This window comes from Nocardioides sp. NPDC127503 (genome assembly GCF_040302165.1).
Lineage (GTDB): Bacteria > Actinomycetota > Actinomycetes > Propionibacteriales > Nocardioidaceae > Nocardioides.
The window spans coordinates 542,850-566,141 of the sequence record NZ_JBEORH010000002.1; the positions used below are offsets into that span (position 1 = coordinate 542,850).

The 23,292-nt window shown below is 70.6% G+C and carries 19 protein-coding genes and 1 pseudogene; 4 read left to right on the plus strand and 16 right to left on the minus strand.

The features are described 5' to 3' along the window. Nucleotides 1-65: 65 nt before the first annotated feature. Nucleotides 66-587: a hypothetical protein gene (locus ABTW65_RS06630; protein ID WP_350659167.1), complete on the plus strand. Its 522-nt coding sequence runs from the start codon at nucleotides 66-68 to the stop codon at nucleotides 585-587. Here the strand turns inward: ABTW65_RS06630 and ABTW65_RS06635 are convergent. The 3 genes from ABTW65_RS06635 to gabT all read right to left on the minus strand — a co-directional run bounded on the left by ABTW65_RS06635 (nucleotide 584) and on the right by gabT (nucleotide 6,997). After that, nucleotides 584-4,036, minus strand: a complete 3,453-nt coding sequence (locus tag ABTW65_RS06635) for an indolepyruvate ferredoxin oxidoreductase family protein (protein ID WP_350659168.1) — start codon at nucleotides 4,034-4,036, stop codon at nucleotides 584-586. The two genes, ABTW65_RS06630 and ABTW65_RS06635, sit on opposite strands and share 4 nt — an antisense overlap. A gap of 151 nt (nucleotides 4,037-4,187) precedes the next feature. Then, complete coding sequence (locus ABTW65_RS06640) at nucleotides 4,188-5,663, minus strand: NAD-dependent succinate-semialdehyde dehydrogenase (RefSeq protein ID WP_350659169.1); 1,476 nt, start codon at nucleotides 5,661-5,663, stop codon at nucleotides 4,188-4,190. Then, a complete protein-coding gene (gene gabT, locus ABTW65_RS06645; protein ID WP_350659170.1) occupies nucleotides 5,660-6,997 on the minus strand; it encodes a 4-aminobutyrate--2-oxoglutarate transaminase in 1,338 nt (445 codons plus the stop codon). Before gabT ends, ABTW65_RS06640 begins: the two co-directional genes overlap by 4 nt. A gap of 71 nt (nucleotides 6,998-7,068) precedes the next feature. On the opposite strand from gabT, the gene ABTW65_RS06650 reads away from it, so the two are divergent. Beyond that, nucleotides 7,069-7,959 (plus strand): LysR family transcriptional regulator, encoded by an 891-nt coding sequence (locus tag ABTW65_RS06650; protein WP_350659275.1) that lies wholly within the window; start codon nucleotides 7,069-7,071, stop codon nucleotides 7,957-7,959. On the opposite strand, the gene ABTW65_RS06655 is transcribed toward ABTW65_RS06650, so the two are convergent. The 4 genes from ABTW65_RS06655 to ABTW65_RS06670 form a co-directional block, all read right to left on the minus strand. Beyond that, the gene (locus ABTW65_RS06655; RefSeq protein WP_350659171.1) at nucleotides 7,932-8,528 is read right to left on the minus strand and encodes an adenylate kinase; all 597 of its coding nucleotides are present in this window, start codon (nucleotides 8,526-8,528) and stop codon (nucleotides 7,932-7,934) included. The two genes, ABTW65_RS06650 and ABTW65_RS06655, sit on opposite strands and share 28 nt — an antisense overlap. A gap of 115 nt (nucleotides 8,529-8,643) precedes the next feature. After that, nucleotides 8,644-9,996 carry a flavin monoamine oxidase family protein gene (locus ABTW65_RS06660; RefSeq protein WP_350659172.1) on the minus strand — a complete coding sequence of 451 codons (1,353 nt, stop codon included), beginning with the start codon at nucleotides 9,994-9,996 and terminating at the stop codon, nucleotides 8,644-8,646. Between the two features lies 1 nt (nucleotide 9,997). Further along, entirely contained in the window at nucleotides 9,998-11,050 is a 1,053-nt protein-coding gene (speB, locus tag ABTW65_RS06665) for an agmatinase (RefSeq protein WP_350659173.1), read from the minus strand. Between the two features lie 41 nt (nucleotides 11,051-11,091). Beyond that, on the minus strand, nucleotides 11,092-12,480 hold the full coding sequence (locus ABTW65_RS06670; protein ID WP_350659174.1) for an APC family permease: 1,389 nt from the start codon (nucleotides 12,478-12,480) through the stop codon (nucleotides 11,092-11,094). A 145-nt stretch (nucleotides 12,481-12,625) separates the two neighbouring features. Here ABTW65_RS06670 and ABTW65_RS06675 point away from each other — a divergent pair, with 145 nt between their 5' ends. Next, nucleotides 12,626-13,222 (plus strand): TetR/AcrR family transcriptional regulator, encoded by a 597-nt coding sequence (locus tag ABTW65_RS06675; RefSeq protein WP_350659175.1) that lies wholly within the window; start codon nucleotides 12,626-12,628, stop codon nucleotides 13,220-13,222. 6 nt (nucleotides 13,223-13,228) lie between these two features. Continuing rightward, entirely contained in the window at nucleotides 13,229-14,494 is a 1,266-nt protein-coding gene (locus tag ABTW65_RS06680; RefSeq protein ID WP_350659176.1) for an alpha-L-fucosidase, read from the plus strand. A gap of 103 nt (nucleotides 14,495-14,597) precedes the next feature. Here the strand turns inward: ABTW65_RS06680 and ABTW65_RS29400 are convergent. The 9 genes and pseudogenes from ABTW65_RS29400 to ABTW65_RS06720 form a co-directional block, all read right to left on the minus strand. Continuing rightward, nucleotides 14,598-14,806 (minus strand): annotated as a pseudogene (locus tag ABTW65_RS29400) (Cmx/CmrA family chloramphenicol efflux MFS transporter); the annotation flags it as partial. 192 nt (nucleotides 14,807-14,998) lie between these two features. Then, complete coding sequence (locus ABTW65_RS06685) at nucleotides 14,999-16,240, minus strand: HNH endonuclease signature motif containing protein (RefSeq protein ID WP_350659177.1); 1,242 nt, start codon at nucleotides 16,238-16,240, stop codon at nucleotides 14,999-15,001. Nucleotides 16,241-16,659: 419 nt separating this feature from the next. Further along, nucleotides 16,660-17,400 (minus strand): AAA family ATPase, encoded by a 741-nt coding sequence (locus ABTW65_RS06690; protein ID WP_350659178.1) that lies wholly within the window; start codon nucleotides 17,398-17,400, stop codon nucleotides 16,660-16,662. 6 nt (nucleotides 17,401-17,406) lie between these two features. Continuing rightward, nucleotides 17,407-18,321 carry an ABC transporter substrate-binding protein gene (locus ABTW65_RS06695; protein WP_350659179.1) on the minus strand — a complete coding sequence of 305 codons (915 nt, stop codon included), beginning with the start codon at nucleotides 18,319-18,321 and terminating at the stop codon, nucleotides 17,407-17,409. A gap of 45 nt (nucleotides 18,322-18,366) precedes the next feature. Next, nucleotides 18,367-19,179 carry an ABC transporter ATP-binding protein gene (locus ABTW65_RS06700; RefSeq protein ID WP_350659181.1) on the minus strand — a complete coding sequence of 271 codons (813 nt, stop codon included), beginning with the start codon at nucleotides 19,177-19,179 and terminating at the stop codon, nucleotides 18,367-18,369. Next, nucleotides 19,176-20,234, minus strand: coding sequence for a FecCD family ABC transporter permease (locus ABTW65_RS06705; RefSeq protein WP_350659182.1), 1,059 nt, complete (start codon nucleotides 20,232-20,234; stop codon nucleotides 19,176-19,178). The genes ABTW65_RS06700 and ABTW65_RS06705 overlap by 4 nt, the downstream gene beginning before the upstream one ends. Next, nucleotides 20,231-21,688 (minus strand): FecCD family ABC transporter permease, encoded by a 1,458-nt coding sequence (locus ABTW65_RS06710; RefSeq protein ID WP_350659183.1) that lies wholly within the window; start codon nucleotides 21,686-21,688, stop codon nucleotides 20,231-20,233. The genes ABTW65_RS06705 and ABTW65_RS06710 overlap by 4 nt, the downstream gene beginning before the upstream one ends. Nucleotides 21,689-21,698: 10 nt before the next feature. Then, nucleotides 21,699-22,682, minus strand: a complete 984-nt coding sequence (locus tag ABTW65_RS06715; RefSeq protein WP_350659184.1) for an ABC transporter substrate-binding protein — start codon at nucleotides 22,680-22,682, stop codon at nucleotides 21,699-21,701. 58 nt (nucleotides 22,683-22,740) lie between these two features. Continuing rightward, the gene (locus tag ABTW65_RS06720; RefSeq protein WP_350659185.1) at nucleotides 22,741-23,232 is read right to left on the minus strand and encodes a MarR family winged helix-turn-helix transcriptional regulator; all 492 of its coding nucleotides are present in this window, start codon (nucleotides 23,230-23,232) and stop codon (nucleotides 22,741-22,743) included. Between the last annotated feature and the right edge of the window lie 60 nt (nucleotides 23,233-23,292).

Here is a 23,292-nt window from a genome sequence, read left to right on the forward strand (position 1 = left end):
CCTCGCGACGACCGGTCTCGGCGTCGGCTAGATTGCCGTGACCGCAAGCCCGAGAAGGAGCTCAGATGACCACCCCACTGGCACGTACGGCACAGATGATGGCGCTCGCATTCATGACCATGGTCGTGGGGCTGGGGGTCATCGTCGCGCTCAGCATCCCCGACGCCGACCTGCAGCTGCCCTCGGCGTACGTCATCGGCGGGCAGGTCGCGGCCGGCGTGGTCATGGCTCTGCTGTGCTCGGCGATCGGCTTCCGCGCCGTTCCGGTCACGCCCGGGACCCCGCCCGAGAAGGCGACCAGCGAGGGCCTGCAGAAGCACCAGACGTCGATGATCCTGCGGCTCGTCCTCAGCGAGGTCGTCGCGCTCGTCTCCCTCGCACTGGCCTTCGTCCTCACCGAGGGACAGCTGATGACGTACGTCATCGGCGGGGCCATCTCGCTGGCTCTGATGGCCTACTTCGCGTACCCGTCGGCGCGCAACGTCCGCAAGGTGGAGGCCAGCCTCGACAGCGCTGGTGCGCCGTCGAGGCTGGCAGAGGCGTTCGGCGTGGGTGACGGTCCGGCCAGCACCCACAAGGTGCTCTAGACCGCCAGGTCGATCCCCTCGGCGGCGAGCGCCTCGCGGTAGGCCTCGACGTTGCGCATCTTCACGCTCTCGTAGCCACGCACCATGTCCGGGAGCTCCGCGAGGCGGACGGCCCGGGCGTACGACTCCTCAGTGAGGTCAGCGGCGAGACCGGTGACCAGCGCCGAGTAGTGCGCGAGCAGGGCCCGCTCGGTGCGGCGTACGTGGAAGCGACCGAAGGGGTCGAGGACCGTGCCGCGGAGGAACTTCAGCGTCGCCAGCAGGCGCAGGATGAAGTGGGAGCGCGGGCCGAAGGACATCTTGCCGCCCTTCAGGAACGCACCGAAGATCGGCGGGGAGAGCTTGAAGCTGATCTTGCCCTGCACCTCGGCACGGACACCGTCCAAGGCGGCCGGGGCGGTGAGGAGCCGGGCGACCTCGTACTCGTCCTTGTAGGCGGTGAGCTTGAACAGGTAGCGGGCGACCGCCTCGGAGAAACGGGTGTCCGTGGTCACCGCGCGCTCGGCGTTCCAGATCCGGTCGACGGTCTCGACGTAGTCGCGGGCGGTCGCCTGGTTCTGGAAGGCGACGAGCTTCGGCGCGCGGACCTCGGCGAGGCGGCGCACCTCGCCGTCGAACGACGCTCCGTCCAGAGCCGGCACGGCGACCTGCTCGACCGGCGCGGTCGAGGTGCCGGTGACCTTGGCGAACTCCTCCGGCGCGGCGACCGAGGCGCGGCCCCAGCGGAAGGCGGCGACGTTGGCGCTGACCGCGACCCCGTTGATGCCGATGGCCTCCTCGATCGCCTCGGCGGGGATCGGAAGCGCGCCGGCCTGGTAGGCGGCGCCGACCAGGAGGAAGTTGGCCGCGGCGGTGTTGCCAAAGAGGGTCTCCGCCGCCGCGAGCGCGTCGAAGGCGCGCAGCGACGACGTCGCGCCGTTCACCCGGGTGAGCAGCTCGTCGTCGGCCGGGTAGGCGATGTCCTTGTCGTAGACCATCGGCCCGGTCGGCGTCTTGCTGGTCGACACGACCGCACGGGTCAGCGCCGGGTTGCCGTAAGCGAGGTTCTTGCCCTCGGCCAGGGTGAGCAGGTCGAAGCCGAGCAGCGCGTCGGCCGAACCCGGAGTGACCCGGTTCGAGGGATCGATCGCGCCCGGGCCGAACCGCAGGTGAGCCGTCACCGGGCCCGCCTTCTGGCTCATCCCGACCTGGTCGAGCGACTCCACGCCGAAGCCGGCGCGCAGCGCGGCGGTCGCGAGCACCTGGTTGACGGTGACGATGCCGGTGCCACCGATGCCGGCCATGAAGACGCCGTACGTCCGCTCCAGCTCGCCGTAGCCCGGGTCGGCCACCGTCGGCGGCTCGGGGGTCGACTTCTTCGCCTTCTTGACGGTCGGGTCGGTCTCGACGGCCATGAAGGAGGGGCACTCCCCCTCGACGCAGGTGTAGTCGGTGTTGCACGAGGTCTGGTCGATGCGGGTCTTGCGGCCCAGCTCGGTCTCGACCGGCTGGACCGAGAGGCAGTTGGACTTCACGCCGCAGTCGCCGCAGCCCTCGCACACGGCCTCGTTGATCACGATCTTGGTGTTGCGGGCCTCGATCGTGCCCCGCTTGCGCTGACGGCGGGCGTCGGCGGCGCAGTGCTGGTCGTAGATCAGGACGGTCACGCCCTCGACCTCACGCAGCTCCCGCTGGGCGTCGTCGAGGCGGTCGCGGTGCCAGAGACGTACGCCTGCGGGGAAGTGAGCGCGGCGATAGCGCTTCGGCTCGTCGGCGACGACGATGATCGCCTTGACGCCCTCGTTCATCAGCTTGTGGGTCAGCTGCGCCATCGCGACCTCGCCCTGCCGCTTCTGGGCACCAGTCATCGCGACGACGTCGTTGTGGAGCAGCTTGTAGGTGATGTTGACCCCGGCCGCGACGCACGCCTGGATCGCCAGCTGCGCGGAGTGGAAGAAGGTGCCGTCACCGACGTTCTGGAAGGTGTGGCCGGCGTGGCTGTAGGGCGCCTGCCCGATCCACTGCGAGCCCTCGCCGCCCATCTGGGTGATGCCGACGACCGCGCTGTCCTCACGCTGCGAGGCGGTCACCAGGGTGTGGCAGCCGATGCCGCCGCCACCGAGCGAGCCGTCCGGCAGCGCGGTGGAGCGGTTGTGCGGGCAGCCGCTGCAGAAGTAGGGGGTGCGCGAGGTGGAGAGCAGCGGCAGGTCGATCCGGGCGGGCCCGGCGGACTTCAGCTGGGCGTGGCCCTTCAGCGCACGGCGCAGCGGCGCGAGCAGGCGGCCGGCGGTCAGCTCACCGTCGAGCGGGACCAGCGGTACGCCGTTGCGGTCCTTCTTGCCGATGATGACGGGAGCGGCGGGCTCGCCGTAGAGGATCTCGCGGATGCCCTGCTCGATGAAGGAGGTCTTGTCCTCGACGACGATGATCTCCTCGAGGCCCTCCGCGAACTCCGAGACGATGGTCGGCTCGACCGGCCACATCATGCCCAGGCGCAGCACCCGGACACCGGCGGCCATCAGCCCGTCGTGGTCCAGGCCGAGGTCCTTGAGTCCCTGGCGCATCGAGTCGTAGCACGAGCCGGAGGCGACGATGCCGACCTTGGCGTTCGGCGCCTTGACCTCGATCCGGTTGAGCCGGTTCTCGGCGGCGTACGCCTTCACGACGTTCATCCGGGGGCCGTAGAGCTTGGCCTCGGCGCCGACGATCCGGTCCGGGAAGAGCTCGATCTTGGTCGGCTCGTAGGTGTAGGGGACGCCCTCCCACTGGGTCTTGGGCGTGACCGGGTCGAGGACGCCGATCTCCGGGTTGACCACCCAGGCGCCGTCGGCGACATCCGCGACGATCTTGAGCGCGACGACGCAGCCGGAGGCGCGGGAGAGGGCGATGCCCTCCATGCCGTACTCGACGATCTCGGCGGCGTTGCGCGGGAACAGCACCGGGATGCCGAGCGAGGCCAGGGTGCGCTCGCTGACCGCGGGCACGGTGGACGACTTGGCGGCCGGGTCGTCGCCGACCAGCATCAGCATGCCGCCGGTGGGGTGGGCGCCGTACATGTTGGCGTGACGCATCGCGTCGAGCGCGCGGTCGACGCCGGGACCCTTGCCGTACCAGACCCCGGTCACGCCGTCGTAGCGCTCGGTGTCGAGGGTGACCGCCGACTGGCTGCCCCAGACAGCGGTCGCGGCGAGCTCCTCGTTGAGGCCGGGAACCACGGTGATGTCGGCGTCGGCCATCTCCTTCGGCAGACCCAGCAGCAGCTGGTCGAGACCGCCGAGCGGGCTGCCCGGGTAGCCGGAGATGAAGGTGCCGGTCCGCAGGCCGCGGCGCTGGTCCAGCGCGCGCTGCTCGACGAGCATCCGCGCGATCGCCTGGATCCCGGTGAGCAACACCGGGCCGGCTCCGACTCGATAGCGGTCTGCCAGGTCATAGGCCTCGAACGAGGTCCCGGGCTCGAACACTGCGGTCATATGGGTGACTCCTCAATCTGCCGGGCGGCGCTGGTGGTCCGTCTGGAGCGTTGTGCCGGGACTGCCGGGTGAGGCTGTCCCGAGGAACCACCCGCAGGGTGTGCGGGTGGTCTGAGTCACATCATCGTTGATCGAGCCCGAGTGATGCCAATCACCAAGCGACGCTGAGGTACTGCGTCTCCAGGTACTCCTCCAGCCCGGCTCGCGCACCCTCGCGCCCGATGCCGCTCTGCTTCACCCCACCGAACGGCGCCGACGGGTCGGAGACCAGGCCGCGGTTGACGCCCACCATCCCGGCGTCGATCCGCTCGGCCACGTGCAGCGCCTCGCCCATCTCGCCGAAGACGTACGCCGCCAGGCCGAACTCGGTGTCGTTGACGGAGGCCAGCAGCTCCTCGGTGTCGTTCCAGACGACGATCGGGGCCACCGGCCCGAAGATCTCCTCGCGCAGCAGCGGCGAGTCGGCCGGTACGTCGGTCAGGACCGTGGGCGCGTAGAAGTAGCCCTCCGAGGCGGGGACCTCGGCGCGGTGGGCGATCACGGCTCCAGCGGCCACGGCGGCGTCGACGAGGCCGGTGACGGTGGCGTACGCCTTCGCGGAGATGAGCGGGCCGATGTCGCTGCCCTGCTCGGCGGGGCCGACCCGGAGCGCCTCCACGGCCGCACCGAGGCGGGCGGTGAACTCCTCGGCGACGTCGGCGTGGACGTAGAGCCGGTTGGCCGCGGTGCAGGCCTGTCCCCCGTTGCGGAACTTGGCGACCATCGCGCCCTCGACCGCGGCGGCCACGTCGGCGCTCGAGGTCACCACGAACGGCGCGTTGCCGCCGAGCTCCATCGAGGTGTTCACGACCCGGTCGGCGGCCTGGCGGAGCAGGACGCGGCCGACGCCGGTCGAGCCGGTGAAGGAGATCTTGCGGACCCGTACGTCGGCGAGCCAGGTGCTGACGATGGCAGGAGCGTCCAGGCCGGGCACCACGTTGACGACGCCGTCGGGCACGCCGGCCTCGGCGATCAGCCGGGCGACCGCGAGGGCCGTCAGGGGCGTCTCGGCGGCGGGCTTGAGCACGACCGTGCAGCCGGCCGCGAGCGCCGGGGCGATCTTGCGGGTGGCCATCGCGGCCGGGAAGTTCCACGGGGTCACGAGGGCGGCCACGCCCACCGGCTTGTGGGTCACGATGGTGCGGGTGCCGCCGGCCGGCGAGGCACCGAAGTCGCCGTGCGGACGCACGGCCTCCTCGGCGTACCAGCGGAAGAACTCGGCGGCGTAGACGACCTCGCCGCGGGCGTCGGCGAGGGACTTGCCGTTCTCGAGGGCGATCAGGGCGGCGAGCTCGTCGGCGTCGCGCAGCATCAGGTCACGAACCTTGCTGAGCAGGTCGCTGCGGGTGCGCGGCGGCAGCGCCGACCACGCGGGGAGCGCCGCGGCGGCCGCATCGACGGCCGCGGTCGCGTCGTCGGTGCTGCCGTCGGCGACGTCGGCGACGCGCTCACGGGTGGCGGGGTTCTCGACCGCGAAGACGCCGGCGCCGCCCGGACGCCACCGGCCGCCGACGAGGACGCCGCTGCCGGGCTCGAGGGCGTCGAGGTAGCTGGGCTCGGTGTTCATCGGCTGGGTGCTCGTGGTCACTTGGTCTCCTCCAGTGCGGTCGTGAGTACGTCGAGGGCCTCGTCGAGCAGCTCGTCGGAGATGCTCAGCGGGGGCAGGAAGCGGATGACGTTGCCCCAGGTGCCACAGGTCAGTGTGATGACGCCCTGGCTGTGAGCGTAGGCCGCGACGGCCTTGGCCACCGCGCCGTCGGGGTTGCCGGTGGCCGGGTCGACGAACTCGGCGGCGATCATCGCGCCCCGACCGCGTACGTCACCGATGCGCGGGTCGCTCGCCTGCAGGTCACGGAGCCGGCCGAGGAGACGCTCCTCGATGGCGCGGGCCCGGGTGAGCAGGTCCTCGGCCTCGATGGTCTCGATCACGGCCAGCGCGGCGGCACAGGCGAGCGGGTTGCCGCCGTAGGTGCCGCCCAGACCGCCCGGGTGGACGGCGTCCATGACATCGGCGCGGCCGGTCACCGCGGAGAGCGGCAGGCCACCGGCGATGCCCTTGGCGCTGACCACCAGGTCCGGGACGACGTCGTCGTGCTCGACGGCGAACCAGGTGCCGGTGCGGCCGAAGCCGGACTGCACCTCGTCGGCCACGAAGATCACGTCGTTGGCGCGGCACCACTCCGCCAGCGCGGAGAGGAAGCCCGGCGCCGGGACGATGAAGCCGCCCTCGCCCTGCACCGGCTCGATCACGACGGCGGCGAGGTTCTCGGCACCGACCTGGGTCTCGATGAGGGAGGTCGCACGGGCCGCGGCCAGCTTGCCGTCGATCTCGGGGGCGTCGCGGAACGGGTAGGACATCGGTGCCCGGTAGACCTCACCGGCGAAGGGCCCGAAGCCGTGCTTGTAGGGCATGTTCTTCGCGGTCATCGCCATGGTGAGGTTGGTGCGCCCGTGGTAGGCGTGGTCGAAGACCACGACCGCGTCCTTGCCGGTGAACGAGCGGGCGATCTTGACCGCGTTCTCGACGGCCTCGGAGCCGGAGTTGAACAGCGCGGTGCGCTTCTCGTGGTCGCCGGGGGTGAGCCGGGCGAGCTGCTCGGCGACGGCCACGTAGCCCTCGTAGGGCGTGACCATGAAGCAGGTGTGGGTGAAGGCTGCCACCTGGTCGGCGACCGCCTCGACGACCTTGGCGGCGCTGGAGCCGACGGTGGTCACCGCGATGCCGGAGCCGAGGTCGATGAAGCGGTTGCCGTCGACGTCCTCAACGACTCCGCCGGCCGCGCGCGCGGCGAAGACGGGCATGGTCGTGGCCACGCCCTGGCTCACGGCCGCGACCTTGCGGCGCATGAGCTCCTGGGAGCGCGGGCCGGGAAGCGGCGTACGCAGGAGACGGGACTGTTCGAGGGTCGAGGACTCGGTCATGGGTTCAGCATCGTCCCCCGCGACACATGCCGTCCAAGACCTTTTGACTACTACAATCATGTCTCGTGAGCATGGATCTGCGGCTGCTGCGCTACTTCGTCGCCACTGCCGACGCGGGCTCGGCGACCCGGGCCGCCGAGGTGCTGCACGTGACCCAGCCGGTGCTGTCGCGGCAGCTACGCCAGCTCGAGACGAACCTGGGCGTGCCGCTCTTCGCGCGGGAGGGACGGCGGCTGCGCTTGACCCGGACTGCCGAGGACCTCCTCCCCCGCGCCCGCGACCTGCTCGCGCACGCCGACGACCTCGAACGCGCCGTCGAGGTCCTCGCCTCCGGCCGGCTCGACGAGCTCCATCTCGCCGTGCCCTCCACGACACTGACCGACGTGCTCGCGCCGTTCCTGGCGACGCTCGGGCCCGACGACCCGGTCGCGATGGTCCGCGAGCTCGATCCGCGCGGCGCGGTCGCAGCCGTCCGAGCCGGCGCAGACCTGGCGATCGTCACCCGGCCGCCGGCCCGGTCCCTGGCCTCGCGCGCGCTCGCCGTGCTGCCGGTGTGGGCCTATGTCCGGCCCGACGACCCGTGGGCGGGGCGGGAGTCCGTGGACGTACGCGATCTGGTGGCGCGGCCGCTCGTGCTGCTCACCGAAGATCTGCGGCCGCGGCCGCTCCTGGACGCAGCGGTCGAGGACGCCGCCGTGGGCTACGGCGATGTCCTCGAGGTGTCCAACGCCCAGGTCGCGCAGGCGCTCGCGGCCTCGGGCCGCGGGATCGCGGTCGTCTCCGACGACCCGCGCTTTGGCCTGGTGCCCCTGCACATCGAGGCACCGGCCGGGCGGGTCCGAATCAGGCTGTACGCCGCCTGGGACCCGCAGCACCACGCCGCCGAGGCGCTCGCGGCCCTGGCCGAGCGGCTCTCCGCGTTCTGCGTCGAGCGCTACGGCGCCGAGGTCGCGGTCCGCTGAGCGGAGGCCGACGTCAGGGCGGTCAGGATCCGCTCGGTGACCTCGTCGACCGGGCCGAGGCCGTCGACGGTCGCGAGCAGGTCGCGCTCGGCGTACTCGTCGGCGAGCGGGCCGGTCTCGGCGGCGTACACCTCCAGCCGCCGGCGGATGACCGACTCGTTGTCGTCGGCGCGGCCCTGCTCCTCGGACCGGGCCAGGAGCCGGCTCACCAGCTCGTCGGGGTCCGCCTCGAGCAGCACCACCGCGTCGAGCCCGACGCTGGAGAGCTCGAGGATCGAGTCGAGCTCGGCGACCTGTTGCGGGGTGCGCGGGTAGCCGTCGAGGAGGAACCCGTCGGCGCAGTCACGCTCGGCGAGGCGGTCGGCGACCATGGCGTTGGTGATCTCGTCCGGGACGTACTCGCCCGCGTCCATGTACGTCTGTGCCGCCACGCCCAATGCGGTCTGCTGGGCGACGTTCGCCCGGAAGATGTCGCCGGTCGAGATCGCCGGCACAGCGAAACGCTCGGCGATGACGGCGGCCTGGGTGCCCTTGCCGGCACCGGGTGGTCCCATGATGAGGAGGCGCATACGAAGGGTGGACCTTTCTCGAGGGTGGCGCGCTCACCCCCACGATGAGCGCGCCCGGTCGGAGGCTAGGCGTCGCTTCGCTGCGATCACGTTGCAGACCTCTGGCAGACCTCTCTCAGCGGCCGCCGATCCGGCGGGCGATCTCGTCGCCCACGCGAACGGCGCCGTCGACGTGCTGGAAGCCGTGGCCGGCGACGTCGCTGCTGCCGAACTCGATCGGCCCGAGCGGCTCGCGCAGCACCGCACCCCAGCGGGTCAGCCCGCCCAGGTCGAAGCTCGTCCCGTACGCACCGCCGGTGAGCTCCTGGTGCTGCCAGTCGCTCTCGACGAAGGTGAGCGGCTCGAGCGCCGCATCCCCGAAGTACGCCGCCAGCGACTCGAGCACCTGACGGCGGCGCTCGGCGTCGGAGAGCCGGCCCACCGCGTCCGCGCGCTCGTCGGAGACGAAGCCGACCAGCGTCCCGCGCTGCTCGCCCTCGGGGGTGTTGTCGTAGACCTCGTGGACAAGCTGCCACGGCGCGAAGCCGGTGCCGCTGAGGCCGTCGGCACGCCAGAACGGCGTCTCGTACTGCGCCTGCACCTTGATGACCAGCCCGAACGACTGGTGCTCGCGGGCGATCCGGTGCTCGGCCGGAAGCTCGGGGCTGAACCGGATCCGCTTGACCAGGGTCGGCGGCACGGCGAGGACCAGCCGGTGCGCGGCATGGATCTCGGCGCCGACATGGACGACGACGCCGTCCTCGTCCCACTCCACCAGGGTGACGTCCTGCTCGAGGCGTACCCGGTCCCCCAGCCGCTCGGCCAGCGTCAGCGGCACCCGCTGCAGGCCGCCGACGACCCGGCGGTCGAGGATCACGTCGGCATCGACGAGGTTGCTGAACGACCCCGCGCTGGCGGCCATCTGCACCGCCTGGAGCGCGGAGAACGAGTGGGCGGGCTTCGTCAGCATCGCCGGCCCGATATAGAGGGCGATGTTGTCGACCGCGACCGGGTCGTCGCACTGCTGCTCGAGCCAGGCACGGAACGAGACGCTGTCGAGGTGGTCGGCGTCGTCGAGCTCCCACGGCCGGGCCGGGTCCATGGCGGCGGCCAGCCCGTCGAGCGTCTTGGTCAGCTGCGCGATGGCGGCCGTGGTGGCCTCTCCGACCGGCAGGTCGTCGGCGAAGCGGTGCGCCACACCGGCCTTGTCGACGTAGAGCGACTCGCCCTCGCGGAAGCGCGGGTAGGTCGGCAGGCCGAGCTCGTCGAGGATCCCGATCAGGGCGTCCTGGTCCGGCGAGACCCACTGGCCGCCGATCTCGAAGTCGGCCTCTGCCCCGGGCGCACCGTGCGCCTCGGTACGCAGCCGGCCGCCGACGCGGTCGCGCGCCTCCAGGACGAGCACGTCCTGGCCCGCCTGGGCCAGTCGCCAGGCCGCGGTCAAGCCGGTCACGCCGGCGCCGACCACGATCACGTCATGGGTGGTCATGTCAGTTCTCCTGTTTGTCAGTGTCGGTGGGCCGCCGGTCAGGGCGCTGGGCGAGCAGCGGGAGGCTCGGGTCCCAGCGGGTCCCGTCGGCCTCGTCGCGCTTGCGGCGGGCGATGCCCGAGAGCGCCTCGAGGACGACCCGGTTGGCGAGGAACGAGGTGATGTCGGCGTGGTCGTAGGGCGGGGAGACCTCGACGACGTCGATGCCGACCACCGGCAGCTCGTAGGCGATCCGGCGGACCGAGTCGAGCAGCTGGCGGGCGGTCAGACCGCCCGGCTCCGGGGTGCCGGTGCCGGGCGCGTGGCCGGGGTCGCAGACGTCGATGTCGACCGAGAGGAAGACTCCGTCGCACTCGTCGGTGGCGATGGTGAAGGCCTCGGTGAGGCACTCCTCCAGGCCGCGGTGGACGATCTCGGTCATCTCGTAGGACCGCATGCCCTGCTCGGCCATCCAGTCCAGCGTCTCGGGCTCGGGCCAGTAGCCGCGCAGCCCCATCTGCAGGAACCGGTCGCCGCGCAGCGCGCCGGACTCGATGAGCCGGCGCATCGGCTGGCCGTGCCCGATCAGCGAGCCGAACTCGATGTCGCCGGTGTCGGCGTGGGCGTCGAAGTGGATCATCGAGACGCGTCCCTGGCCGAGGTGCTGGGCGACGCCGGCGGCGTCGGGCCAGGCGATCGTGTGGTCGCCGCCCAGCACCAGCGGGATCGCGCCGTTGCTCGTCACGGCGTGCACGGCCTCCTGGAGATCGCGCACCGACCGCTCGGCGTCGCCGGAGAACATCTCCACGTCACCCGCGTCCAGCACCTTCAGGTCCCGCAGCGCGTCGACCCGCATCGCGAGCGAGGGCCGCGACCCGTCGTGAGGCAGGTAGCACGTCTGCCGGATGAACTGCGGGCCGAACCGGGTGCCCGACCGGTGCGACGTACCTCCGTCGAAGGGGGCACCGAGGATGACCACATCGGCACCCTCGTACGTCGCGGGGTCGGCCCAGTCACACCGGTCGACACCCAGGAAGGTGATGTCGGGGCCGAACTGGGTTCCGTAGCGAGCCATGGCGTTCTTCTCTCTCGTTCGATTCTCGTGAATGGATGTGCTCAATCCTCGGTCGGGTCGACGACGAGGAACCGCTCGCCGGGACGGCGGGCGAGGTAGAGGTAGTAGTAGGCGAGGGCGGCGACCACGACACCGGCCGTGATCAGGATGTCCATCCGCGCGGAGCCGGCCAGCGCGTAGCCGATCGCACCGATGACGACCAGCGGCGGCAACGGCCACAGCGGCATCCGCCAGCCCTCGACAGCCGGACCCCGGCGACGGGCACGGAGCGCGGCGATCGCCACGACGACGTACATCGTGGAGATGACCACCGAGGTGACGCCGAGCAGCGCCTCGATCTCGACCGCGCCGGCGAGGATCGCGCCGGGGATGCCGATGACGAGGGTGGCCAGCCACGGGGTGGCGTAGCGGGGGTGCAGCTTGGTGAGGACGCCGTTGATCGGTGTCGGCCAGGAGCGGTCACGCGCCGAGGCGTAGACGACCCGGGCGTTCTGCAGCACCATCACGATGACGGCGTTGAGGATCGCGATGGCGATGGCGACGTTCACGCCGACCGCGACGCGCTCGCCGCCCCAGGCGGCGACCCACTGGGAGAAGTTGCCGGAGGCGAGGTCGCTGAGGTCGTCGACGGCGAGGACCGTGGTCACGGTCGGGATGAGGATGACCAGGCCACCCAGGCCGAGGGTCCAGAAGATGACGCGGGCGACGTTGCGACGCGGGTCGACGATCTCCTCGGAGAGGTAGACCGTGGTGCCGAAGCCGCTGACCAGGAACGTGCTCACGGCGAGACCGGAGATGAGGATCGCCAAGGTGAAGGGCTCCAGGCCGGTCTCACCGATGACGTGCGGCGAGACCAGCTCGCCGGGGCCGCGCTGGATGTGGCCGAGCCCGAGGACGGTGACGACGACCGCCGCGATCATCTCAAGGGCGAGGAAGGTGCCGGTGACGACGGCGTTGGCCTTGATGTTGAGGATCGCCGTGGCGGTCGAGAGGAGCATGACGATTGCGCCGGTCGCGGCCCGAGGCAGCTCCACCAGGTCGGCCAGGTAGTCGGCGGTGCCGAGGGCGAAGATCGGCGGGATCAGCCAGAGCAGCACGCCTGCCAGGGAGAACGTCAGCCAGCCCATCGACTTGCCGAGGGTCTGGGTGACCATCGCGTACTCGCCACCGGAGCTGGCGGTGCGGGTGCCGAGCTCGGCGTAGCACGCGGCGATCGCGATCGAGACCGCGAATCCGGCCACGACGGCCAGCACCGCGCCGCTCCCCTGCGTCGCGAACAGCTCCGGGACGATGATGAACAGACTCGAGGCGGGCGTGATGCACGACAGCACGAGCAGGACCGCGGCGCCGGGTCCGAGCACCCGCGCGAGCCGCCGCCGTGCCTGCTCCGGCTTCACCCCGTCGGGGCTCACCTGCATGGATTCGATCATCGCGGGTCTCCTTGTGATGAGGGTACAGCGTGTTTTGAACGCTGTACAAAACTTTGAACGGCATTCAAAGTGACCCAGATCACCGCTAGAGTCAAGGGGTGGGACCGAAGATTTCACCCCGCGAGCACAAGGAGACACTGTCGAGGTGACGCGTACACGCTCCAACAGACGCCTGGAACGACCGCGCGAGCAGGTGCTCGCGGCCACCCTGGAGATGGTTGCCGAGGAGGGGCTCGCCAAGGTGACGATGGCCTCCCTCGCCGCCCGGCTCGGCACCAGCGGCGGCCACCTCCTCTACTACTTCGGCACCCGCAACGGGCTGCTCCTCGAGACCCTGCGATGGAGCGAGAACGCCTACGCAGCACAGCGGGCGCCCATCCTGGAGAAGGTCGAGAAGGACGGCTCCGGAGGCGTCGACGCGCTGCTGTCCTTCACCGACGTCTACCTCGCCCTCGACGAGCGGGACCCGCGCTGGCTCCTCTGGCTCGAGCTGTGGGCACGAGCGCCGTACGACACCGAGCTCGCCGCCGCGCAGCGCGCGATGGACGACGAGTGGCATGCCGACCTGGTCCGGCTCTTCGCCGCGGCGCTCCCCGAGGTGCCCGAGCGGGAGGCCGTCTCCGAGCGGCTGCGAGCGATGTGGGACGGCTTCAGCATCGGAATCGTCACCGGCGGTGGCACCACCCTGCGCGAGCACGCCCTCGCGCACACCCGCGCCGCCGTCTCCGGACACGACGGGTAGCCGGGCATGCCGATCGCCTCCTGGTTCCCCGAAGCCCAGCTGGGCATCTTCGTCCACTGGGGCATCTACAGCGTCGACGGCGTCGCCGAGTCCTGGTCGTTCTACGACGGCCGGGTCCCCTACGCCGATTACATGGCCCAGCTCGACGGCTTCACCGCCTCCAGGTTCGACGCCGACGCGTGGGCCGAGCTCTTCGAGCGGTCCGGCGCGACGTACGCCGTGCTCACCGCCAAGCACCACGACGGGGTCGCGCTCTACGACACCGACGCCAACGATCTCTCCGTGGTCACCAGGACCCCGGCAGGCCGCGACCTCGTCGCCGAGTTCGTCGAGGCCGTACGCCGCCGGGGGCTGAAGGTCGGCATCTACTTCTCCCACCTCGACTGGTCCCACCCCGACTACGCGACGGTGCGGCCGGCCGTCCAGCATCCCGTGGTCCAGGACAATCCGTACGCCGTCCCGCGCCCGGGCGCCGAGGAGCCCGAGCGCTGGGAGCGCTATCTGGAGTTCCACCGCGCCCAGATCCGGGAGGTCGTGACCCGCTACCGGCCGGACCTGCTCTGGTTCGACGGCGAGTGGGAGCGCGACGAGCGGCAGTGGCGGATGCGGGAGCTGCGGGCTGAGCTGCGCGAGCTCGCACCCGAGATGGTCGTCAACGGCCGGATGCACGGCCACGGCGACTACGTGACCCCGGAACAGGGCGTTCCGATCGTGCCGCCGGACGGCCCATGGGAGCTCTGCCTGACCATCAACGACTCCTGGGGCTGGCAGCCGCAGGACGACAACCACAAGTCACCGCGCCAGCTCGTACGAACCTTCGTCGAGACCATCGGCGGTGGCGGCAACCTGCTGCTCGACGTCGGCCCGCGCGAGGACGGCACCATCACGCCCGAGCAGACCGAGCGCCTCGAGGCGCTCGGCGACTGGGTATCCCGCCACTCCCCCGCAGTCCACGGCATCCGCCGCGGCCTTCCCCACGGCCATTTCTACGGCCCGACGGCCGTCTCGGCCGACCGCCGGACCCTGTTCCTCTACGTCTTCGACCGCCCCAACGATTACGTCGTGGTCCGCGGCCTGCGTAACGAGGTCCTCAAGGCGTACGTCCTCGGGACCGGCACCGAGCTCGACCATCAGCGCATCGGCGGGCTCCACGACGTCCCCGGCTGGGAGTACGTCTTCACCACCGACGACGACCTCGACCCGCTGTGCACCGTGATCGTCCTCGAGCTCGACGGCGAGGCCTCGGTCCACCGGGAGCACGACGCCCATTAGCCGTGATGCCCGGGGACCCGCCTTCGTCAGCGCTCCCCTGACAGGAGCATGACTACAAGAGCCAGTGCCATCACCCGGCCGCGGTGCCGAGCGGGCCCCGCCGGAACGCGGGAGTGATCACCCCGATGACATGACCCCCCGCGAAGCACGAGCAGGCAGTTGCAGCGCGAGCCGCGGCGGCCGGCACCGGGCGAAAGCAGCAAGACAGGAGCCGCCGACGATCCAGACGGCGAACGCGGAGATCAGCAGGCCTGCCGTACCAACCGAAACGTCACGGTCGACAGCGATCGCGGGGACAAGCCCCGCGAGCATGAGTCCAGAGCAGAGGTCGCAGGGACACTTGTGGTCACCAGGACCGGCGGCCCAGAGAGCCCCATGCTCACCCGCGCAAAGGCGGACAAGTGCTCAGCGGTTCAGGGGGCTGGCGGTGTGACCGGCGTCCCCTGACCTGCCCGACTCGGGACCCGACTTCCCCGGGCCCGAAGGCATCGGCACGACTTCGACTCATGTGCGTCGAGTGAAGCGGATGTCGCCGTTGGGTAGGCGTTCGTGGAGGTAGGCGGCGTCGTGGGCGCGGTGGTGGTGATGGGAGCAGAGCAGGGCGGCGTTGTCGAGATCAGTGGTGCCGCCTTGGGCCCATTCGATCCAGTGGTGGGCCTCGGCCCAGGTGCCGGGGATGTCGCAACCCTCGGCCTCACAGGTCGCCGACCTGAGCAGCAGCGCACGGCGTTGGGCTGCGGTGAAGAAGCGTTCCTTGCGGCCGAAGTCGAGCACCTCCGAGGCACCCCCGAGAACGGCCGGGATGATGTTGGCGGTGCAGGCCAGGCGCCTGGCCTCGGCTGCGGTGATCGGACTACCGCCGACCAGGTTGGCGATGCCGGCTTCCTTGCGGAGCTGGTCGATGTCGATGGTCACGATCACCGTGGTCGCGTCGCCGCCGTGGATGGGGAGCCGGGTCGGGTCGAGGGTCTCGAGGAGCTGGCAGAACGCCCGGCCCAAGCGCCGGTCGTAGGGCAGGTAGTCGCCGGTCTCGGTGCGGGTGCCGTCGTCGCGACGGGGTGAGGCAAAGGCCTCCAGGTTGGTGGCCAGCCGGTCCGCGGCCGCATCCGGGAGGACCGCGGAGATCCGGGTGGTGCCATCCCCAAGCCGGCGCATCGCCAGGCGGGTCTTCTTCCTCGCGTGGGCCTCCTCCGCGACGAGGCGTCGGGCTTCTTCGGCCTCGGCGATCTCGGGGGCGATCAGATCCAGGATCCGGCGCCCGAGGCGGCGCAGTTGGGTGGGGTCGAACTGGGTCGCATACGCAACCAGGGTCTCTTCGGCCTTGACCCGGATCTCGGGGTCGAGATCGGCAGGGAGGTCGTCGAGGGCCGCGACGATAACTGTGGCTTGGGCCGGGTTGCAGGCGCCGGCCCGCATCGCGGCCGCGACCTGGTGGTAGGTCCGGTCCAGGGCATCGGCCAGCCGCAGATCGGCACGCAGGGTCTCGGGGCGCTGGTGGGTGTGGTGATGCAACCAGGCCGCCACATCCCGAGCCGCGCTCTCGGCCGCGACATCATCGGCCGCAGCGAGCACCCGCAGCTCGAGCTCAGCCAACTGGGCCTTGACCCGGGCGATCTCGAGCAAGGTGGCGGCCTTCTGGTCGGTGGCCATGAACACCGGGTTCGCCTCCGCGACCCCGCCAAGCGATGCGGTGACTGCGACCACGGCCGAGAGCACAGGGTGTTGTGGCTGTTGCAGCGTGGTCATCGAAACGGTCACCTCCCGACGTACGAACTCTTTCCACACCCACTGATGCGGGTGTGTTCTGGTTCGCTGGTCTCGGAGGCCCGGAGTACGGGCTATTACTTACCCTCGCAGCTCAGCGTTCACGCCCCTGGTTCCCCTGGATTACCCCCACCCGTTGTGTCTCGGGCAGATAGGGCACGCCTCTTTCGAGGTGGTCGGCCTTCACGTTTACGCCTGTGCCGAGCCTACCACACAGCGCAAAACCAATGAACCCGAACCCAGTCAGGGACAGGTATCCCAAACCCAAGCCAGACCGCTGCTGGAAGCCCGCAAGACAGCCAAATGGCACCCAACCCGGACACCCTGCTTCTAAATCTCCCAACCCAAACAACGTATTGGCCCCACCCACGCTGGAACCCAGGCACAAGGCATTAGCACCATTAGTCCTCCAGGACGTACCGCAGATATCTCGCCGGGTCAGCGAGGAACCGACGGGTCAGGTTGACCGGTTCGGCATCGTCGTAGGAGACCTGCCCGATCCGCCCGTCCTCGTCGAACTGCAGGATCCTCGCGCCGGGCACCGAGAGCAGGACCGGGGAATGGGTGGCGATGATGAACTGGGATCTCTCGTCGGCGAGCTCGATGATGCGCGCGACCAGCGCCAGGCAGCCCTTCACCGAGAGCGCGGCCTCCGGCTCGTCGAGGATGTAGAGCCCGCCGGGCCCGAACCGGTGCATCACCAGGTCGAGGAACGACTCGCCGTGGGAGCGCTCGTGGAGCGAGACCCCGCCGTAGGCGTCGGAGGTGTCCAGGTCGAGGCGCTCGATCTCGGTGGCGACGTTGTAGAACGACTCCGCGCGCAGGAAGTAGCCGGTGCGCGGCCGCTTGAGCCCGCGCTGGATCGTGATGTAGTCGGCGAGGGACGACTCGGTCGCGCGGGTGGCGAACCGGAACGACGTGGAGCCGCCCTCGGCGTTGAACCCCGACGCGACCGCGATCGCCTCGATGATCGTGGACTTTCCGGTGCCGTTGTCGCCGACCAGGAACGTGACCCGTTCGTCGAAGTCGATCCCCTCCCCGCCGGCCAGCTCGCGGACGACCGGCAGGGTGAACGGATATCGGCCGGTGTCATGGCGCGGGTCGAGCGTGACCCGGGCGATATAGCGTTCATCGAATCGCATGGTCGCTCAGCCGATCTCCTTCTCGAACTGGGCGAGGATCTGCTGGGCGGCCTGGATGCCGATGCCGCTGAGCAGGTCGTCGTTGATGTCGTGGACCTGACCAGACTCGACCGCGGGGATCCGCTGCCAGAGCGGCCCGCCGAGCACCTTGGCCTTGTCGGTGTCGCCCTCCGGCCCGTAGGTGCTGACGTAGAGGTGGTCCGCCTGGGCGGTGGTGACCTGCTCGGGCGAGATCTCGAGGTAGGTGTCCTCGCCCACCGCCTGCTCCGGGACGGTCAGGCCCATGTCGTCGAGGATGACGCCCGAGAAGGACTTGTCGGAGTAGAGCCGGATCTGGCCGGGGAGGAACCGGACGATCGACAGGGTCTTGCCGGTGCCGACGGTCTCGCCGAGCGCGGCGGCGTCGCTCTCGAAGTCGGCGAGCATCTTCTTCGCCTCGTCGGTCTTGTTGAGCGCGTCGGCGTACAGCAGGAAGTTGTCCTTCCAGGTGTCGCCGAGGTCGGGGGCGAGCACGGTCGGGGCGATCGCGTTCAGCTGCTCGTAGATGGCCTCGTGACGGACCGTGCTGGACAGGATGAGGTCCGGGTTGAGGGCCGCGATCTTCTCGAGGTTGGGCTCGGAGATGGTGCCGACCTCCTCGATCCCCTCGGTCTGGTCGCCGAGGTAGCTGAGGAAGTCGGTGGCCACGTCGACGCGTACGGCACCGACGGGCTTCACGCCGAGCGCCAGGGCGTCGTCGAGCTCGCCGGTGTCCAGGACCACGACCCGCTTGGGGGCCACGGGCACCTCGGCCACGCCCTTGGCGTGCTTGACCTCGCGGGTCTCGGCGGCGGCCTCCTCTCCCGAGGAGCTGCCGCCACAGGCGGTGAGGACGAGGGCGGCGGCGAGCATGGCAGCGGCGCCGGTGAGGTGCTTGCGCACGTGGTTTCCTTTCATCATGGCGTTCCCAGGTCTTCCGGGGAACGTTCAGTGCTGGACGGTGGGCGCGGAGCGGCGTACGCCGATCGGGACGATCATCGGGCGGCCCGAGACCGGGTCGACGAGCACCTGGCTGTCGAGGCCGAAGACGTCGCGGAGCAGCTCTGCGGTGATGAGCTCGTCGGGCGGGCCGGAGGTGACGATGCGCCCCTCACGCATGACGATCAGGTGATCGCTGTAGCGGACGGCCAGGTTGAGATCGTGGAGCACCATGACGACGGTGCGCTCCAGGTCGGCGTGGAGCTTGTCCACGAGGTCGAGCACCTCGACCTGATGAGCGAGATCGAGATACGTGGTCGGCTCGTCGAGCAGCAGGATGTCCGTCTCCTGCGCCAGCGCCATCGAGATCCACGCCCGCTGGCGCTGCCCGCCGGAGAGCTCGTCCACGGGGCGGGCGGCGAGCTCCTGCATCCCCGTGAGCCGAAGCGCCGCCTCGACCTCGGTCTCGTCGTCGCTGGACCACTGGCGCAGCCACGACTGGTGCGGGTGACGGCCCTTGGCCACCAGGTCCGCGACGGTGAGGCCCTCGGGGGCGGTGGGCGACTGCGGCAGCATGCCGAGCACCTTCGCGACCTCGCGGGTGCGCATCGAGGTGATCGCCTTGCCGTCGAGCAGCACCTGCCCCGAGCGGGGCTTGAGCAGACGCGCGACAGCCCGCAGGAAGGTCGACTTGCCGCAGCCGTTGGGGCCGATGATCGTGGTGACCTTGCCGGCCGGGATCTCGGTGGTGAGACCGTCGGCGACGACCCGGTCGCCGTAGGCGAGCACCAGGTCCTCGGCCGTGATCTGGTGGTTGCTCATCGCGACAGCCTCCGGTTGGTGCGGATGATCAGATACATCAGGAAGGGGCCTCCGATGGCGGTGGTGACGATCCCGACCGGGAGCTCGACGGGCAGGAGCACGCGCGCGACGTAGTCGCTGCCGATGACCAGGGCGGCGCCGGTGAGCGCCGAGGCGAGCAGCGGCGGCCCGGCGGTGCGGGCGATGCGGAGCGCGACCTGGGGCGCGACGAAGGCGATGAACCCGACCGGGCCGGCCGCGGTGACGCACATGGCGGCCAGCAGGACGGAGGCGATCAGCAGGACCGACTGGCTGAGCTGCACCCGTACACCGAGCGCGCGGGCGGTGTCGTCGCCCAGCTTGAGCGCGGAGAGCTGGAAGGTCGAGGCCAGCGCGACCGTGCCGATGGCACCGAGGGCGATGGCGGCGGGCACGGCGTCGCTCCAACCGCGCCCGTTGAGCGACCCGTTGAGCCAGACGGTCGCCTCCTGCGCGTCCCAGATCTCGCCGATGACGAGCATCCAGTTGGTCAGCGCGAGCAGGATGCCGTTGACGGCCACCCCGATCAGGACCAGCCGGAAGCCCTCGATCCCCCGGCGCCAGGCGAGGAGGTAGATCACGACCCCGGTCAGCAGACCGCCCGCCATGGCTGCAGCCGGCACGCCGATCGTGGTGCCCAGGACGGCGGTGCCGCCGAAGACGATCACCGCGACCGCACCGGCGCTGGCGCCGGCGGTGATGCCGAGCAGGTCCGGGCTGGCCAGCGGGTTGCGGGTGATCGACTGCCAGATCGCCCCTGACATGGCAAACCCAGCGCCCACGAGGAGGCCGACCACGGACCGCGGCAAACGCAGTTCCCAGACGATGAAGTGCTCGGCGTCGTTGCCGCCGCCGAGGATCACCTTGGCCGTGTCGGGCACGCTGATCGGGTAGTCGCCCTGGCCGACGTTGAGGCACACCAGCAGGAAGACCAGCACGAGGAGGCCGACGTTGACCGCGACCAGGCGAGGGCGCCAGACCATCGACACCGGCCCCCACCCGAAGCGCGGACGACCGGGCACGAGCGTCGTCGTCACAGGGTCACCAGCTTCCGGCGGCGTACGAGAGCGATGAAGAACGGCGAGCCCACCAGGGCGAGCACGATGCCGACCTGGAGCTCGCCGGGCCGCGCGGCGACCCGGCCGAGGATGTCGCAGGTGATGAGCATGACGGCGCCGATCAGAGCGGAGCACGGGAGCAGCCACCGGTAGTCCGGCCCGGTGAACGCCCGCGCGATGTGGGGTACGGCGAGGCCGATGAAGGCGATCGGCCCGCAGGCCGCGGTGGCCGCGCCGGCGAGCAAGGTGATCGCGGTGATCCCGAGGGTGCGGTTCAGCGCGACGTTGGTGCCGAGCGAGCGGGCGACCTCCTCGCCGAGGCTGAGGACGTTGAGCCCAGGTGCGTTGACCATGGCGAGCACGAAGCCGAGGGCGAAGAAGGGCAGCAGCGGCACCAGGATCTCGAGCCCTCTCCCGGCGACCGAGCCGACGATCCAGAAGCGGTAGGCGTCGAGGGTGGTCTGGTCGAGCAGCACCACGGCCGAGGTGATGGCGGAGAGGAACGCCGCCACCGCGGCGCCGCCGAGGACGAGGGAGACCGGTGAGGGGCTGCCGCTCCCGACCGAGGAGAGCCCGAAGACGGCGAGGCTGGTGATCAGTGCGCCCGCGAGCGCGAACCAGATGTAGCCGACCGGGCTCGTCACCCCCAGGAACGTGATCGCCAGGACCACCGCGCAGGCGGCCCCGGCGCTGACGCCGAGGATGCCGGGGTCGGCGAGCGGGTTGCGGGTGTGTCCCTGGATGAGCCCGCCGGCGAGGCCGAGCGCGATGCCGGTGACGAGGCCGAGGAGGGTACGAGGCGTACGCAGGTCGCGGACGATCAGGTCGGCCTCGGTCGGGGTCGTGTCGTAGGGCGGGAGGAGACCGTGCCAGATCTCGCCGAAGCTCAGCGGCCGGGAACCGACGGCGACGCTCGCCAGGAGCAGCACCGCCAGGATCACCAGCAGTGCGAGCAGGCCGGTGATTCGGCGCAGTCGCAGCTTCGCCGGGGTGAGGTCGACCTCGATCTCGGCGAAGCCCTCGTCCATGGCCGTGATCCGGCGCACGACCTGCCGCGGCGCGAACAGCAGGCTGCGGCGTACGCCGAGCGGGCGGCCGTCGTGGCCTCGGGCGATCAGCCCGAGCCAGGTCTTGCCGGTCGACGCGCCCCGCCGGCCCTGGGCGAATCCACGGTTCCACACGAGGACGGCGGCCGCGACGGCGAGCGCGAAGCCGCCGAAGACCACCCGGTCCACGGTGCCACCGCCGTTCGCATCACGCAGCGAGTGCACCACCAGCGCTCCGACGACCAGCGGCAGGGCCACTAGGGCGAGGTCCACGATCGCCGCGGTCGCCCGGAGGGCGATGGGCGCGGGTCCACGCGGGACCTGCACCCTGGTGTGGTCCGCGCGCGCCGTGACGGCCTCGCCCGAGGCGAGGTCACTGAGACGCACGTTGTGCCCGTCAGCTCTGCTCGAGGACCTGGGCGGCCTCGAGCTGGTCGGCGTAGCCGCTGAAGACCTCGGCGTAGGCCTGGTAGCTGTAGGGCGCGGCGGGGTACCAGAGGTCCTGCTGGCCACCGGCGACGGCGGGCAGCCGCTTGAAGATGTCCTTCTTCTTCAGCTCCTCGAGACCGCCCGGGTCCCGAGCGTCGATCAGGAGCACGTCGGCGTGGTACTTGCTGATGTTCTCCAGGCTGACCGGCTCGAAGATGCCCTGCTCGTCGGGGGCCACCTTCGGGAACTTCACGCCGAGCTCGGCGAGGTAGGCGAGGTCGGGGTGCTCGGGCGCGTTGGCGAAGTAGATCTCCTCGCCGTAGGTCGACGCCGCGACCACAGTGACGTCGGGGTTCTTCTTCACCGCTGCCTTGATCCGCTCGACGGCCTCCTCGAACTCGGCCTTGGCCTCGTCGATCTCCGGATCGGCGCCGAGGTCCTCGGCCAGCGCCTGGAACGCCTCGATCTGCTCGGTCACCGAGAGGCCGGTCAGCGGCATGGCGAGCGTGGGAGCGAGCTTGTCGACCTGCTTCTCGACCTCGCCGGCGTACCAGAGGGTCTTTCCGTCGAAGGTCATGTCGATCAGCAGGTCGGGGTTCATCGCCGCGTACTCCTCGACGTTGAACTCACCCCAGGCCTTGCCGAGGACCTTCGTCTTCGAGACGTCGAGGTTGCCGGTCAGGTAGTTCGGCGGCTCGGGCAGGTCGCCGTAGACACCGGCGACCTCGTAGCCGTTGTCCCACAGCGCCGCCGCGGCACTCGCCTGGGCGACGACGGTCTTCGGGGTGCCGTCGATCTCGACCGTCTTGCCGCGGGCGTCCTCGTGGGTGAAGCCGGAGCCGGTCCCGCCCTCCCCCTCGGAGGCGTCGGTGGAGGCACCGCAAGCGGTGAGGACGAGGGCGGCGGAGGCTGCGGCGGCCGCGAGTGGGGCCATGCGGAGACGACGATTCACGAAGGTTAGGGTAACCTAAACCGATGCGGCGCACGGACGCCATCCCCTCCGCGGATCCTCAGCCCGCCTCGGGGTCGATGGGCGGCCTTCTCGCGCCGGTCGGATCGAGCCGGTCGAGGATGGTCCCGGCGATCTCGGCGAGCTGGTCGACCTGCTTGGGACTCAGCGAGTCGAAGACGTACTCGCGCACCGCGTCCACGTGACCGGGAGCGGAGGCGACCATCTTCTCGTGGCCGGCCTCGGTGAGACGTACGTTGGTCGCGCGGCGGTCACCCGGGCAGGTGTGGCGCTCGATGAGGCCGCGGTCGACCAGGCGCTTGACCACGTTGGAGAGCCGCGGCAGCGTCGAGTTGGTGTAGCCGGCCAGCTCGGTCATCCGCAGGGTCCGGTCGGGCACCTCGGAGAGCATCGCCAGCACGCCGTAGTCGAAATGGGTCAGGCCGGCATCGCGGCGCAGCTGCGAGTCGAGAGCGCCCGGGAGCAGCTCGAGCACGGCGATGAGGCGAACCCATGCCGCCCGCTCCGCCGGCGACAGCCAGTTGCCCTCCACGCCAGGGAGTGTGCCGCAGAAAGTTGCCCGGAACAAACAACGGTCACCTAGAGTTAGTTC